Source organism: Sorangium sp. So ce381 (assembly GCF_051473845.1).
Taxonomy (GTDB): domain Bacteria; phylum Myxococcota_A; class Polyangia; order Polyangiales; family Polyangiaceae; genus Sorangium; species Sorangium atrum.
Genome location: NZ_CP150336.1, coordinates 497,947 through 512,277 on the forward strand (window position 1 = coordinate 497,947; position 14,331 = coordinate 512,277).

The window sequence follows — 14,331 nt, forward strand, 5'->3', positions numbered from 1 at the left end:
CGGAGAACAGCGGATCTCGACGCCTCGACCCGGGTGAGCGCCGCGGGAGGGCCGCTGTCGGGCTGCGCCCAACTTGCGATTGGCCCCCGGCGCTCCAGGTTCGAGGGAGGGGTCACCATGCGGTTCTTGGAAGCGGTTGGGCGTGTGATCGGCGGAGCGCTGTCTCCCATCGCCTTGGGAGGCAGCTTCATCCGGAGAGCGAGGTTGTTCCATCCCGACGGCGTGGTCTACTGCGCCGGGGTGAAGGCGCTCGCGGCGGAGGGCGAGGTCGGCGCGCTGGCGCAGCGGCTTGCGGGGCCGGCGCTCGTGCGGCTCTCGGGCGGGATATGGCGGTGGCGGGACGGCAAGGGCGAGCGCCGTCCGGAGGTGCTGGGGGTCGCGGTGCGCTTCCGGACCAGCGAAGAGGTGACGCCGGTCGCGAGCGCCGGCGATCAGGATCTCCTCTTCGTGAGCGCGCGCCGATTCTGGCTGCTCCCGTTCGCGCTCTTCACGACGAAGAGGCACGATTTCCTGGACAACGACTACTACGCGCTGGCGCGGTTCGACGTGGCCGGCCTCGGTCGCGCGGAGTTCCGCCTGGTGCCGCTGCGCGCGTCGGTGGTGAAAGGCAACCGCCGGGAGAAGCTGGAGCGCGCCGCTGCGGCGGGGCTCGCGCTGATGCGCCTCGAGGTGAGGCGACGGGGCTCGCGCGCGCGGTGGATGGCAGTGGCCGATATGGAGCTGTACGAGCCGGTGGACATCGACCAGCGCGCCCTCCGCTTCAACCCGTTCCAGACGGGGAAGGGGATCGTGCCGCGCGGGCTGCTCCAGGCGACGCGGCGGGCGGTCTACATGGCCAGCTACATCGGGCGAGCCCTGGGGGGGCGGGAGAGGGTGCCGCGCGCGAGAAGGACGCGGCGCGGCGGGCGCGAACAGTAATCGGCGGGGCGGCGCCGCGGCGCGGTGCGGTGCGGGGGTTCTGGAGGGCTGCGGGGGAACGCGTGGAGGCCCTCTCCAAGGGGCAGCGGCCGGCGGAGGGGGGGAGGGGGAGCGCACGGCGCGCGCTGGGGCCCCGCCGAACTCGCGTGGGCGCCTGCGTTCACCTCGCGAAGCGAGGTGAACGCAGGCGCAGAGTCGCTCGGACAGCGGCCCGTCCCCAGCGCGCGCCGTGCGCTCCCCCTCCCCCCCTCCGCCGGCTCCAGGATCGGGACGGAGGGAGCTGGAAGCTGGAAGCTGGAAGACAGAGCGGGAACGGCGCCTGAACGAGCGCGGCGGAGCGCTGGCGGAAGAGGCGGCTCGGCCGCGTGAATGGAGACGGGGGCACCAAAGGCGTTGACAGCCGGGCGGAGATGAGGCATGACCACCCGCCGCTTCGAACAGTCGGTGAGGTAGCCAAGTGGTTAGGCAACGGTTTGCAAAACCGTTATACGCGGGTTCGAATCCCGTCCTCACCTCCGCACGGACGTCACAGTTCGACTCTGCCGGTGGCATGCGACGGTGCCCAGCATCGCGCACCACGACGCCTCGATCGACGTCCGAGAGTTGTCGCAGCGGGCAGCGGCGATACTTCGTGCGCCACGGTTCTGGATCCAATGGATCGAGCCGAACGGCGCCGATGAGCCCGTGACGCACGAAGGTGCGCCCCGCCATGGAGCACCTCGGAAGAGATTACTTCAGAGGGAACCAGACGGACTCGTAGCGGAACGTCACCTCTTCGCCTGGATGGATGTCGCGCACGGCGACGATCTCCATCTCCCTCGACTCGAGGTGCCGGATGACCTTTGCGTTTGGCTCGGGGGAGTGGTTGTACAGCATCCCGAGCCCGGTCGGGATCGCCGCCGCGTCCTCTCCCCAGAGGAAGTAATACGCGTGGAGCGCCGTCTGCTCGAGCAGCTCCCACTGCGGATCCGGGAGCACGATCACCGGCACACGTTCGACTGTCTCGTCCTTCGCGATGAGGCCGCACGCGAAGACGCCGAGACCCCTCTCTCCACTTGAGCCAATCTTGAGCTTCGTCATGGGCACGGCGTTATCGATCGGGCCGGCGAGGGCGCGGCGCGCCGCCTCTCGCCTCTTCTCCAGGTCTCGCCGCAGCCTGCCATGGGCTGATGCCCGCACCAAAAATTTTGCGCTCCACGACTCGGACGCCGGCGGCCATGAGGCCCGCGCGTCGATGCCCGGGCTCGTGATATTGTGGCGTGGCTGGATTGGCTCACCGCCGCGAGGAGGCTGGTGATTCCGGCGCGCTGACGCATGGCCTCGGATCTCCCGCGAAAGCCCGCCGTACCGCCCGACGCATCGAGCGATCGGGCCGCACCCGTGGAACGTACGCTCCCCGATGACGGTGGCGCCGATGGCTCAGGCCCCTCGCCGAGCGAGCGCGCGCCGACGCGGCTCTGGTCCCCGCCGCGGTCCGCGGCCGAGCGTGTGCGAGCGGCGCTCGGCGCGCTCTTGCGAGCGGCGCAGGGCGCGCTCTTGCGGCGGGAGCCTCGCGCGCCGCGGCCCAAGCTGCCGCCCCGCGCGCTGCTCCTCCGCTGGGGAAAGCGGCTCGCGATCGCCCTCGCCTGCCTTCTTACTGTCGCCGTGGTCGCCTTCTTCCTCGTCGTCCATCACTACGAGCGCGACCTGCCGACCACCGAGGAGCTCAAGAGCTACAACCCGCCGCAGGTGACGCGGTTCCTCGCGCGCGACGGCACCGTCATCGGCGAGCTCTTCGTGGAGCGCCGGACGCTCGTGCCCGTCATCGAGATCCCGCCGGTGATGAGCCTCGCGGCGCTCGCGGCCGAGGACGCCAGGTTCTACAAACACGACGGCCTCAATTACCTGGGCATGCTCCGCGCGCTGATCGTCAATCTGCGCTCGGCGGAGGCGCGCCAGGGCGGCAGCACGATCACCCAGCAGGTCGTGAAGAACGTGCTGCTCACGCACGAGCGCACGCTGGACCGGAAGATGCGCGAGCTCCTCCTCGCGCGCCGCATCGAGCAGGAGCTCACGAAGGACCAGATCCTCGAGCTCTACCTGAACCACATCTACTTCGGGCACGGGCGCTACGGGGTCGAGGAGGCGGCGCGGTTCTACTTCGGCAAGAGCGTCCGTCAGGTCACGCTGGCCGAGGCGGCGCTCCTCGCGGGCCTCGTGAAGGGACCCTCCATCTACTCGCCGCGCGTGAACAAGGAGCGCGCCGAGAAGCGCCGCGCCTTCGTGCTCGGTCAGATGCGCGAGAAGCGCTTCCTGCCCGCGGCGCAGATCGACGCGGCGCTCGCGGAGCCGATCCACCTCGCGCCCGAGCCGGAGCACCTGGACGAGCTCGCGCCCGAGGTCCTCGCCGAGGCCGAGCGCGCGCTGCGGAAGGCCGTCGGGCCCGACGCGAGGTACGGCGGCTACACGGTCGTGACGTCGATCGACCCGAAGATGCAGGCCGCGGCGCGCGCGGCGGTGCGCCAGAACCTCGACGCCTACGCCGCGCGGCACGGGCTCGTCGCGCCGTTCACCCGCGCCAAGGGGGATCCGGCGCCCTTCCAGGGCGCGCCCAAGGACGCGGGCCGCGCCTACCTCGGCGCGGTGACCGGCGCCGACGACGCGCGCGGGACGCTGGCCGTCCGCGTCGGCACGGCGCAGGGCACCGTCGATCTGCGCAAGGAGCGCCGGTACAACCCGCGCGGGCTCCCGCCGAGCCGCTTCGCCGAGGTCGGCAAGGTGCTGCGCGTGCGCTTCGAGGGCGGCCCCGAGGCCGGCAAGCTCCGGCTCGACCTCGGCCCGCAGGGGGCGCTCGTCGCGATCGACGCGCGCACGCGCGAGATCGTCGCGCTCGCCGGCGGCTACGAGGGCGCGCGCGGCGGCCTCGATCGGGCGAGCAACGCGCACCGCCAGCCAGGATCGACCTTCAAGGCGATCGTCTACGGCTACGGCATCCATTCGCGCAAGCTCACGGCCGCGTCGATGCTCGAGACCGACCCGGCGGCGCTCGAGGGCTATCGGCCCGGCAACTACGACGAGAGCGAAGGGCAGAGCCCGAAGCGCCTGCGCGAGGCGCTCGCCCACAGCGTGAACGTGGCCGCTGTGTCGGCGCTCCGGGACGTCGGCCCCGAGGGCGTGGTCGCGTGGGCGCGGGAGCTCGGGATCGCGTCGAAGCTCGGCGCGGACCTGTCCCTCGCGCTCGGCTCCTACGAGGTGACCCCGCGCGAGATGGCGGCCGCCTACGCGACGTTCGCCGCGGGCGGCGCGTACCAGGAGCCCGTCCTCGTGACGAGGATCACGGGCCCGCGCGGCGAGGCGCTGCCCCTGCCGGCGCGGCCCCCGCCGCGCCCGGTGATGACCGCGGCGGAGGCGTACATCACGACGGACCTGCTCACCTCGGTCGTGAAGGTCGGCACGGCAAAGCAGGCGCTCTCGCTGCGCCGGCCGATCGCTGGCAAGACCGGGACGACGAACGACGCGAGGGACGCGTGGTTCGTGGGCTACTCGACCGATATCGCGTGCGCCGTGTGGACCGGCTTCGACGACGCCACGACGCTCGGCGCGCGCGAGGTGGGCAGCAGCGCCGCCCTGCCGGCGTTCATCGCGTTCATGGAGAAGGCGCACGCGGGGCGGCCGGCGACCGACTTCCCGGAGCCGCTCGGGATCGTGCGCCTCCCGATCGACCCGGAGAGCGGGATGCCGGCGTTCCCTGGCCAGGAGGGCGCGGTGGAAGAGGTGTTCCTCGAGGGCACCGAGCCGACCGGCGTCGCGGTGCCGGACCCGGCCGCGATCGGGCAGGGGATCCTGGACCTCTTCAAGACGCAGTGACCGTCGTGACGCGACCGCGCTTCCCCGGCGCCCTGCGCCGCGGTCGCCAGCTAGGGCTGGCCGGGCGCGCGGCGCCCTGGTGATCCTCGCAGCGCGACGCCGGCCCCACGCGGGCCGGCGCGCGCTATGTTCCGGGCCGCCCGCATGAAGTGGTCGCCGATCCTCGCCGCCCTGCTCCTGCTCGCGGCCGCGTGCAAGAGGCCCGCCGAGGAGGCGGTCGCGCTCTCGCCGCAGGCCGCGAAGGGCAAGGCCATGTTCTCCACCCTCTGCGCGGCGTGCCACGCCCCCAGTTCCAAGCTGGTCGGCCCTCCGCTCAGCGAGATCGCAGGGCTCTACAGGGCCGATCCCGCGGGCATCGTCCGCTGGGCCGTGACCCCGGGGCGCAAGCGCGCCGACGTCCCCCCGATGCCCAGCTTCCGCGGCGTCCGGGAGTCGGATCTCGCCGACATCGCGCAGTACATCATCGAGGCCGGCACCGCGGCCGGAAAGCAGGGTCCATGATCTATTCGTTCGTCCTCGTCGCGCACTCGTGGCTGCGCTGGGTCGTCCTGCTGCTCGGGCTCCTGGCGCTCGCGCGGTCGGTCCGTGGCTGGGTCCAGCGGGCGCCGTGGACGGCGGCGGATCGCAAGGTCGGCGCGGCGTTCGTCGGCTCGCTCGACGCCCAGTTCCTCCTCGGCATCCTGCTCTACACCGCGCTCAGCCCGCTCAGGCCCACGTCGCTGGCCGCGCTGAAGGCCGCCATGCCCATCGCGGCGCTGCGCTTCTTCGCCGTCGAGCACATCTTCACCATGATCGTGGCGGTGGCGGTCGCCCACGTCGCCTGGGCCCGGGTGAAACGAGCCCCGGACCCCACCGCGCAGCACCGGCGCCTGGCGCTCGGCGTCCTCATCACGCTGCTCGTCATCCTCGCCGCCATCCCGTGGCCCTTCATGGAGTACGGTCGCCCGCTCTTCCGGGTGCCCTGAGAGGCCGCCCACCGCGGCCTGCGCGTTCCCGGAGCAGCAGCCCGGGGCGCGCCGGCTTACGGGCTTACGCGACGTCCTCCCGGCTCATCCGGAGCAGCCACAGCGGCGCCAGCGCCTGCGATAGGCTCCGCACCAGCGACGACTCGGCGTACCCCATCACGTAGTCCTCGATCTCGATCGGCGCGGTGGCGCCCGGGCGGCGCGGCGGATCGAACCGGACCCGCCGCACCACCGGGAGGAGCTCGGCCGGGTTCGGCGGGAGCGCGCGCCCGCGCCGCGCCGCCTCGTCGAACGCCGCCTGCAGCTCGAGGTGCTCCCGGACCGCGCCCGCCGGCGAGAGGCCCGGCCGAGCCGGCAGGACGCGCACCCGCACCACCTCGGGGCCGCGCGAGAGCGACGTCCAGACGTGGGCGCCCGTCTCCAGATCGAAGAAGTCCATCACGCACAGGCCCACGACGCTCAGGACGAGGAGCTCGGCCCCGCGCCCGGGGGCGGCGAGCATCGCCTCGAGCCCCGCCGCCCCGCGGCCCTGCTCGACCACGCGCGCGTGCCCGTCGCCGTCGGACGCGCTGCAGAGGGGCGCGCAGGCCCACCCCTCCACCTCGCCCCCCGCCTCGCCGTAGGCGCGCGCGAGCGCCTCGAAGAGCCCCTCCTCGGGCTCGTCGCGCGCGCCGGCCGGCCTCTCGTCGAAGCGCGCCGCGCGGAGCAGCTCGATGAGGACCGCGTGCTGGCCCGGCTCGTCCACCTTGCGGAGCGCGCGCCGGAGCGCGTGGCCCTCCGCGATGCACTCGAGGACCTCCTGCTTCGCCGGCCGGCGCAGCGGGCCCGGCAGCTGGCGCCGGTGGAACAGGCGCACCCTGGAGCGGCTCCACTCGTCCTCGACCGTCACGTAGCCGAACCGCCGCACCTCCAGGTCGAGGTGCTGCTGCTCGTCGTCGTCGCCGCTCCGCCGCCGGACGAGGTCGATCCGCTCGCGGAACGCCCGGATCGCGCCGCGCATGGCGTCGAGGTTGTAGACCGCCTCCGCGTGCTCGTGCGCCTCGGGCCCCTCCGCCGCGGTCCGGCTGTGCTCCGCGAGGTGGTAGCGGATCCGCTCGGAGAGGCGCGCGAGGTCGTCGCTCCGGTCGAGGGCGTCGACGAACTCGAGCAGCGGCGAGAGCTCCGCCGTGAGCGCGCCGAGCGGCCTCGCCATGAGCGGCGCGAGGGCCCACGCCGCGGCCGCGGGCTCGGCCTCCGCGAGCGCCTCGCGGTGCAGCGCAAACGTGGGTGACGCGGGCGACTCGGGTGACGCGAGCGACCCGGGGGACGCGGCGCCGTCGCCGCGCGCGGTCGTGAAGATGCGGATCACCTGCATCGCGGCGGGCGCGCCGCGGGTGAGCGCGTCGCTCAGCAGCGATCCGATCTCGTCCTCGATGAACCGCTTCACCGAGCGGGCGCCGTCCTCGGCAACGAACGCCTCGCGCGCGATCCGCTCGGCGACGCCGGCGCCCCGGCGCACGAAGGCGCTCCGCTCGGCGAGCCCGCGCCGAGCGAGCAGCCGGTCGAGCTCCTTCTCGGCCACCCGCACCGCCACCTCGGGCGTCAGCGGCCGGAACGGCACGACGCGATCGATCCGGTTGAACAGCTCCGGCGGGAAGAAGTCGCGCACCGCCCGCGCGACCTCCTGGGCCGACTCCTCCGCGATCGCGAGCGCCCGCGCCTCCGACAGCCCCGCGCCGCCGAAGCCCACCAGCGCGCGCGACCGCGCGCCCAGGTTGGACGTCATCACCACGACCGCGTGGTGGAAGTGCGCGGGCCTCGCCGCCGCGTCCGTGAGCCGCCCGTCCTCGAAGAGCTGGAGCAAGAGGCCGTGCACCGACGGGTGCGCCTTCTCGATCTCGTCGAGCAGCACCAGCGAGAACGGCTGCTCTCGCACCCGCTGCGTCAGGAGCCCGTCGGGCGCGTAGCGATCGCCGACCAGCCGCGCCGGCGCGTCCGGGCCGCTCTGCTCGCTCATGTCGAAGCGGAGCAGGCGCGACGCGCTGCCGTAGATGAGCTCCGCCATGCACCTGGCGAGCTCGGTCTTGCCGGTCCCCGTCGGCCCGGTGAACAGGTACACGCCGTACGGGCGCCGCGGATCCACGAGGCCCGCCTTGATGCGCGCCACGAGGTCCGCGGCGGCGCGCACGGCCTCCGGCTGGCCGATCACCCGCCGGCCGAGCTCCTCCTCCAGCGCGCCGGCGTCGAGCGGCTCGTCGCCGCCCAGGAGGAGCCGCGGTACGCCGGTCTTCTGCGACAGGAGCCGCAGCACGTCCTGCGAGCCGACAGGGCGCGGCGCGTGGCCGCGCGCCGGCCCCGGCTCCCCGGAGGGCGAGGGCGTCACGCCCGCGCGGACGACCTCGCGCAGGAGGTCGATGGCCTTGCCCGGCAGCGCCTGCGCCGAGAGGAGCGAGCCGCCGAGGTCGAGGATCGTCCGCAGCACGTACGGGCTCACGCGGGCGGCGTGGCGCTGCTCGAGCGCGCGGACCTCCCGCACCATGAGGCGGAACGTCTCGGAGGGCGTCGCCTCGGGGAGGAAGAGCGGCGTGAACAGGGCCGCGAACGACGGGGACTCCTGCTCGAGGAGGCGGAACGCCTCGGGGGAGCACTCGCCGACCATCACGATCTCGCGGCGGGAGAGCGGGCCGCGGAAGAAGTCGGCGAGCGAGCGCTCGCTCTCGCGCGACCTGCCGATCCGGCCGAAGTGGTGGAGGTCGTCGATCACGAGGATCGCGCCGCGGCTGCGCGCGTCCTCGACGAGCTCGACGCACCGCTTCTCCCAGTCGCCGAGGTGGCTCATCCCGGCGATGAGCCTGCGGCCGCTCACGGCGACGACGTCGCGGACGCGGTCGAGGTTCTTGTGCGCGCCGTACCCGTCGGCCGCGAGCAGATCGAGCACCGCCCGGTGGATCAGGGTCGTCTTGCCGCACCCCGGCGGGCCGACGACGACGACCGGCTGCGCCCTGCCCGCGCCGAGCAGCAGCGCGAGCTGCTCGCGCTGCGGCGATCGCGGCACGCCCGCGTCGAGGTTGCCCTGGGCCGCGCGCTGCGTGAGGCTCACGCCGAGGCTCGGCAGGACCTTGAGGCCCCGGCGCTTCTTCCAGCGGAACGCCGGATCGGCGCCGGTGTCGTCGTCGCCCGGTCGATCCGGCAGGTCGGCGAGCGCCGAGCGCGGGGCGCACGAGAACGACAGCGCCGTGATGCGCTCCTTGCCCCGGCTCCAGAGCCGCGCGATCTCGTCGTCGTCGAGCGCGGCCCACGCGACCTGGAACAGCGCGCGGAGCTGCTCGTCCAGCGGGAGATCCTCGCGGATCGGCGCGGCCTCGCCCTGGCGGGCGGGGTGGTAGGCGAAGACGATGCGCTCCTGCTCCGAGGCCCAGCGCGGCTCGAGCACGACGGGGCAGAGCCCGCTCACCTTGCGCCGCTCGGCGGTGCCGGAGAGCGTGAGCTCGAGGCGCACCTTCTCGAGCCGGATGCCGCGAGGAAACTCGAAGCGCGCGATCTCGGCCGCGCGCGCCTTCTCGAAGACGGGCCTGAGCTCGTCGGTGAGCAGGCGCCGGACGCGCTCCGAGTGCCGCCCCTCCCGCGAGCGCGTGCTCGGGCCGAGGCCGAGCGTCACGCACTCGACGTTCGTGGTCCGCCGTTCGAAGAGCGGGATCGTGAAGTGCACGGCCTCAGGGTAGTGGCTCTGCCAGGTCAGGCGTCGGGCAAATCACCCAGCGCCGCGCCGTCCCCGCCTGCGCTGAAGTACTCGCTCCGATCCAGCCCGCTCCCCTCGTCCTCGAACAGGAGCAGGTGCGTCAGCGCGACCTCGTCGAGCCGCTCCCAGTACCAGGCCGGATCCATCGCGATCCGCGCCCTGCGCCCCGCGATCAGCGCCGCGCCCTCGACCTCGTCGAGCTCGCGCGCGGCCGCCCCGCGCCGCCGCGCCGCGGCCGAGCCGGCGGGCGGCGGGGCGAGCGACCTGTGCTCCCACTGGTCCTCGGCGATGTCGGCCGCGTGCGCGACGAAGTGCACGAACACGTGCATCCGGCCGTCGTCCGAAGCCTCGCCCGCGTCCCGCTTGCGCGCGACCACCCGGTGGAGCCCCCGCTCCAGCGAGAGGAACGCCCCGGCGTACGCGCCGGTGCAGCGGAGGAGCACGCTCCGGAACCCGCGCTTCGGCCTGTCGAGCGCCTCCAGCACGTCGCCCGGCGCGCGCGGCGGGCCCCACCGCCGGCTCGCGGGCCACGCGCCGTCGCCGGGCCCGGCCCGGTCGCCGTCGATGTGCAGCGTCGCGCCCCACCCGCGCCGCGGGAGCTGCCTGAGGAGCGGCGCGAGCCACCGCTCGAACGCCCCCGCGTCGAGCTCCTCCAGGATCAGCGTGATCGCGTCGCGCCGCGACTCGGTCGCGACGAGCGCGCGGGGCAGCACCTTGCGCACGCCGTCCCACGCCGCGCGCGCCTCGCCCGCGAGCCCTCGCACCTCCTCGCCCTCGAGCAGCGCCATCAGGGCGAGCTCCTCGACGCCGTGCATCTCCTCCTGCGCGCGCTCGAGCTGCCCCCAGAGGTCGCTCAGCCGGTGGTGCTCCGCCTGCAGCGCCGCGGCGTCGATCTCCTTCCGCCGATCGCGCGACGGCCCGCTCGCGAGGCTCAGCTGCGTCAGCAGGAAATCGATCTGCTCCTTGAGCTGCTCGAGCGGCCCGAGGCCCATCCACCGGTCCACCTCGCGCCGGAGCTCGCCGACCTGCTCGACGCCGAACGCCTGCTGCGCCGCCTTCGCCGCGCGCCGCCGCCGCGCCACGAGGCGGAGCGCGGGCGTCTCGGCGCGGGCCACGACGGCGCCGTCGGCGGGCGCCGCCGCATCAGGCTCGCCCGCCTCGGCCACCCACACCGTGAGGTCCCGCGCGTCGCCCCCGAGCTTCGCGAGCAGCCGCGCGAGCGGCGCCGCGAGGTGCTCCTCGACGTGCCGGCGCAGCGCCCGCGCCCCGTACGCCGGCGCGTGGCCGTCCTCGGCGAGCCGCGCGAGCGCCCGCTCCGACACCTCGATCGCGACGCCCGCCTCGGACAGCCCGCGGCGCTGGGCGAGGCGCTGCGCCGTGAGGCGCGCGACCTCGGCGAGCTCCGCGCGGGTCAGCGCCCGGAACGGCACGACGCGATCGATGCGGTTCACGAACTCCTGCCGGAACGCGCCCGCGACGACGCGCTGGTAGTGCGCCTCGTCCAGCGCGGCCTGCTCCTCCGGCCGCTCCGCGCCCCGCTCGCCGGCGAACCCGGCCCGCGCGCGCCGCTCCGCCGCGCCGAGGTTCGAGGTCATGATCACGATCGCGTTGTGGAAGTATGCCGTCCTGCCGCGCGCGTCGGACAGGCGCCCCTCGCCGAGCACCTGCAGCAGGAGATCGAACACGGCCCGGTGGGCCTTCTCGATCTCGTCGAGCAGGAGCACGCAGAACGGCTGCTCGCGCACGCGCTGCGTGAGCAGCCCGCCCGCGCCGTCGGTCCCGCGGATCAGGCGATCGGCCGCGCCCTCGCTCGAGAACTCGCTCATGTCGAACCGCGAGAGCCGATCGGGCGAGCCGAAGAGCAGCCCGGCGAGCGCGCGGGCCAGCTCGGTCTTGCCGACGCCCGTCGGCCCCACGAAGAGGAACGCCGCGAGCGGCTTGTCCGGCGGCGAGAGCCCCGCCTTCACCACGGCGATCGTCTCGGCGAGCGCGCGCACCGCGCGCTCCTGCCCGACCACGCTCGCGCCGAGGTCGCGCGCCACGCGGTCGACGCGGAGCGGGAGATCGTCGCGCAGCAGGAACGCCGGCATCCCCGTGCGCATCGAGAACAGCTCGTAGAGATCGCCCCGCCCAAGCGTGACCGGCTCCCCCTGCGCTGTCCGCTCCCGCTCGTGCACGGCGCGCAGGTCCTCGTAGAGGCGGACCGCCTTGCCGGGAAACGCGCTGTACGGCAGGTAGCGCTCCGCGAGATCGACGAGCGCCGTCAGCGCGTCGGCCGCGACCGCGGGGCGGTGCGGCTCGACGCGGCCGTCGCGCTCGGCGCGCGCGCCGAGCGCCTTCCGGGTGCCTTCGGCCGAGAGCGGATCGATCCGGATGCGGCTCAGGCCCGCGAAGAACGCCCAGTGCCGCCCCTCGAGCGCGTCGAGCCGGTCGTCCCGGAGCTCGCACAGGACGCGCACCCGCCCCTCGTCGAGGTAGGGCCGCATCGCGCCGGCCAGGTCCACGTGGCCCCCGTCGACGCGCTCGGCCAGGAGGTCGTCGAGGTTCTCGAAGTAGAGCACCGCGTCGAGCGCGGCGGCGGCCTCCATCACGCCGTGGATGCGCTCCTGCCACTGCCCGAGCCCGCTCATGCCCGCGATGAGCTGCGCGCCCGACGTCGCGTAGACGAGCCGCGTCTGGCGGGCGACGTACGCCAGCGCCAGCGCGGTCTTCCCGGCGTGCTCCGGGCCCACGAGCAGCACGCCGAGGCGCTCCTCGCCGTCGAGCAGCGCCGCGAGGCGCGCGAGCTCCGCGTCGCGGCAGGCGAGCGGCGGCGTCGCGTGCGGGCTCCGCTGCGCCGCCACGTGGAGCGGCGTCGCCACCGCGACGAGCGCCTCCACGGCCTTCTTCCGCCGCGCGCGCTCCACGATCGAGGCGCCGCGCGGCCCGTGCCCGCCCGCGCGCTCGGGCTCGGGCAGCCGCGTGTGGAGCACCTCCAGGCGGTGCGCGCTCCCGGGCAGGAGCCCCAGGTGCTCCCACGTCGACAGGACCTGCGACGCGAGCAGCCGGCGCACCTCGTGCCGGATCGCCGCCTCGATCGCCTCGCCCGCCTCCACGTAGAACGCGTGCCCGAGGCTCGGCACGAGCACCCACGCGTCGCCATCGCCGCGCTCCGCCGCCGCGTCCCCCTGCCCGCGCCCGCTCAGCTCGCCGGCCGGCACGACGACGCAGGGGAAGCTCACCGGCACCTCGTTCCGCAGCTTGCGCGGCAGATCGTCGCGCGGGACGGGGACGCTCACGGAGAGGAGGCCCGTCCCTTGCGGGAACGAGAGCCGGGAGACCGCCTCGGGCCGGGCGCGCGCGGCGTGCTCGCGCAGGAAGAGCTGCTGCTCGACGAGGACGTCCTCGTCGCGGCCGAAGCTCGCGACGCCCGGCGCCGCGACGGGGAAGGCGAGGCACGCGCCGTCGAAGCGCTCGCGCACGAAGACGAGCGCCCTCGAGGTGCGCCCCTCGCTCGCGTCGCGAGCCCCTTCCGCGGACGCGCCCGCTCCGTCCTCTGGAGCGGGCGCGGATTGTCCGTCGTCGCTGGAGCTCATGCTCATCCGAGAGGGCGGAGCAGAGCCGATCCGCCCTCCCGGCGCAATCAGGTGAACAGCGTGAGCAGCGTGATCAGCTCACGTCGGGTCGGCCTTGGGCGTGGTCGGCCCGCTCTTGGGCAGCTCGGGCTGCTTGATGTAGTCGGTCGGGAGGTCGCCGGTGAGCGACTTGAGGAACGCGACGATCGACTTCACCTCTTCGGGCTTGGCCTCCACGCCGAGCTGGTGCCACGCCATCTTGGTCACGGTCTCGTCGAGCGTCGCGAGCGAGCCGTCGTGGAAGTACGGGAAGGTCTTCTCGACGTTCCTGAGGCTCGGGACGCGGAAGAAGAACTTGTCCTTCTCGTCCTTCGTGGCGTCGAAGCGCCCGTTGTCCTTGAGGCCGGGGTACTCCTTCACGAGGCCGAGCTTCTGGAACGTCGAGCCGCCGACGGCCACGCCCGTGTGGCAGGTCGGGCACCCGAGCGAGATGAACTTGTGGAAGCCGGCCTTCTCCTCGGCGGTAAGGGCCTTGTCGTCGCCGCCCAGGAACTTGTCGAAGCGCGACGGCGTGACCAGGCCGCGCTCGAACGCGCCGATCGCCTTGGCCATGTTGTCGTAGGTGATCGGCTCCTTGTCGTCGGGGAAGGCCGCCTTGAAGAGCTTCACGTAGTCGGGGATCGACTTGAGCGTCGTGATGACCCGCTTCTCGTCCGGCATGGCCATCTCGACCGGGTTCAGGATAGGCCCTTTGGCCTGGTCCTCGAGCGTTGCCGCGCGGCCGTCCCAGAACTGGGCGACGTGGAAGCCCGCGTTGTACGCAGAGGGCGAGTTGCGGCCGCCGAGCTGGCCCTTGTGCCCGGAGGAGAACTGCTTGTTGTCGACGCCGTACGTCGAGAGGCCATGACACGAGTTGCAGGAGAGCTCTTGGTTCTTCGAGAGGCGCGTCTCGTACCACAGCATCCTTCCCAGGGTCACCTTGTCATCGGTGATCGGGTTCTTGTCGCTCTCGAATTTGGCGGGCAGGACCTTGAAGGACTTGACGTCCTTCGGATCGAAGACGAGCGGCTTCGCGTCGCTTGTCGCCGCGGCGGTCGCGGCCGGCTTCGCCGTGTTCGAGGCCGGGGGGGCCTTGTGCTCGTAATCCGCGGATCGTTCGCAGGCGCCCAGCCCGGCGGCGAGGAAGAGCACACTGATGAGAGATGAGGGCCAACGCATGAGGTCTCCTGGCTCGTGAGGACGCCGTCCACGGTATGAGAGAGCCGCCGTGGACGTCAACGCGCGCCGCGGCCGCGCCGCCTCCGCGCTCGCCGGCCAAGGCGCGGTGCCG

8 protein-coding genes and 1 tRNA gene are annotated in these 14,331 nt (G+C 73.7%); 5 read left to right on the forward strand and 4 right to left on the reverse strand.

Features of this window, described 5'->3' with window-relative positions; all coding sequences use genetic code 11:
- Window positions 1-204: 204 nt before the first annotated feature.
- Together WMF29_RS01885 and WMF29_RS01890 are read left to right on the forward strand one after the other, a co-directional pair.
- On the forward strand, window positions 205-918 hold the full coding sequence (locus WMF29_RS01885; protein ID WP_437327200.1) for a hypothetical protein: 714 nt from the start codon (window positions 205-207) through the stop codon (window positions 916-918).
- Window positions 919-1,361: 443 nt separating this feature from the next.
- Window positions 1,362-1,433, forward strand: a tRNA-Cys gene (locus WMF29_RS01890).
- A gap of 214 nt (window positions 1,434-1,647) precedes the next feature.
- Here WMF29_RS01890 and WMF29_RS01895 read toward each other — a convergent pair.
- On the reverse strand, window positions 1,648-1,998 hold the full coding sequence (locus WMF29_RS01895; RefSeq protein ID WP_437327201.1) for an SET domain-containing protein: 351 nt from the start codon (window positions 1,996-1,998) through the stop codon (window positions 1,648-1,650).
- 300 nt (window positions 1,999-2,298) lie between these two features.
- Between WMF29_RS01895 and WMF29_RS01900 the strand changes: the two genes are divergently transcribed.
- The 3 genes from WMF29_RS01900 to WMF29_RS01910 all read left to right on the forward strand — a co-directional run bounded on the left by WMF29_RS01900 (window position 2,299) and on the right by WMF29_RS01910 (window position 5,729).
- Window positions 2,299-4,764: a penicillin-binding protein 1A gene (locus WMF29_RS01900; protein ID WP_437327202.1), complete on the forward strand. Its 2,466-nt coding sequence runs from the start codon at window positions 2,299-2,301 to the stop codon at window positions 4,762-4,764.
- Between the two features lie 144 nt (window positions 4,765-4,908).
- Window positions 4,909-5,265: a c-type cytochrome gene (locus WMF29_RS01905; protein ID WP_437327203.1), complete on the forward strand. Its 357-nt coding sequence runs from the start codon at window positions 4,909-4,911 to the stop codon at window positions 5,263-5,265.
- Window positions 5,262-5,729, forward strand: a complete 468-nt coding sequence (locus tag WMF29_RS01910; RefSeq protein WP_437327204.1) for a hypothetical protein — start codon at window positions 5,262-5,264, stop codon at window positions 5,727-5,729. The genes WMF29_RS01905 and WMF29_RS01910 overlap by 4 nt, the downstream gene beginning before the upstream one ends.
- A 64-nt stretch (window positions 5,730-5,793) precedes the next feature.
- Here the strand turns inward: WMF29_RS01910 and WMF29_RS01915 are convergent, their stop codons facing one another.
- The 3 genes from WMF29_RS01915 to WMF29_RS01925 all read right to left on the reverse strand — a co-directional run bounded on the left by WMF29_RS01915 (window position 5,794) and on the right by WMF29_RS01925 (window position 14,219).
- A complete protein-coding gene (locus WMF29_RS01915) occupies window positions 5,794-9,417 on the reverse strand; it encodes an AAA family ATPase (protein WP_437327205.1) in 3,624 nt (1,207 codons plus the stop codon).
- Window positions 9,418-9,443: 26 nt separating this feature from the next.
- On the reverse strand, window positions 9,444-13,022 hold the full coding sequence (locus tag WMF29_RS01920; protein WP_437327206.1) for an AAA family ATPase: 3,579 nt from the start codon (window positions 13,020-13,022) through the stop codon (window positions 9,444-9,446).
- Window positions 13,023-13,100: 78 nt separating this feature from the next.
- Window positions 13,101-14,219 carry a cytochrome-c peroxidase gene (locus tag WMF29_RS01925; RefSeq protein WP_437327207.1) on the reverse strand — a complete coding sequence of 373 codons (1,119 nt, stop codon included), beginning with the start codon at window positions 14,217-14,219 and terminating at the stop codon, window positions 13,101-13,103.
- Between the last annotated feature and the right edge of the window lie 112 nt (window positions 14,220-14,331).

What these genes read in the sequence shown, in the direction of transcription:
- WMF29_RS01895 (WP_437327201.1), bottom strand. Translation starts at nt 1,998, where the DNA reads ATGACGAAGCTCAAGATTGGCTCAAGTGGAGAGAGGGGTCTCGGCGTC.
- WMF29_RS01905 (WP_437327203.1), top strand. Translation starts at nt 4,909, where the DNA reads ATGAAGTGGTCGCCGATCCTCGCCGCCCTGCTCCTGCTCGCGGCCGCG.
- WMF29_RS01910 (WP_437327204.1), top strand. Translation starts at nt 5,262, where the DNA reads ATGATCTATTCGTTCGTCCTCGTCGCGCACTCGTGGCTGCGCTGGGTC.
- WMF29_RS01920 (WP_437327206.1), bottom strand. Translation starts at nt 13,022, where the DNA reads ATGAGCTCCAGCGACGACGGACAATCCGCGCCCGCTCCAGAGGACGGA.
- WMF29_RS01925 (WP_437327207.1), bottom strand. Translation starts at nt 14,219, where the DNA reads ATGCGTTGGCCCTCATCTCTCATCAGTGTGCTCTTCCTCGCCGCCGGG.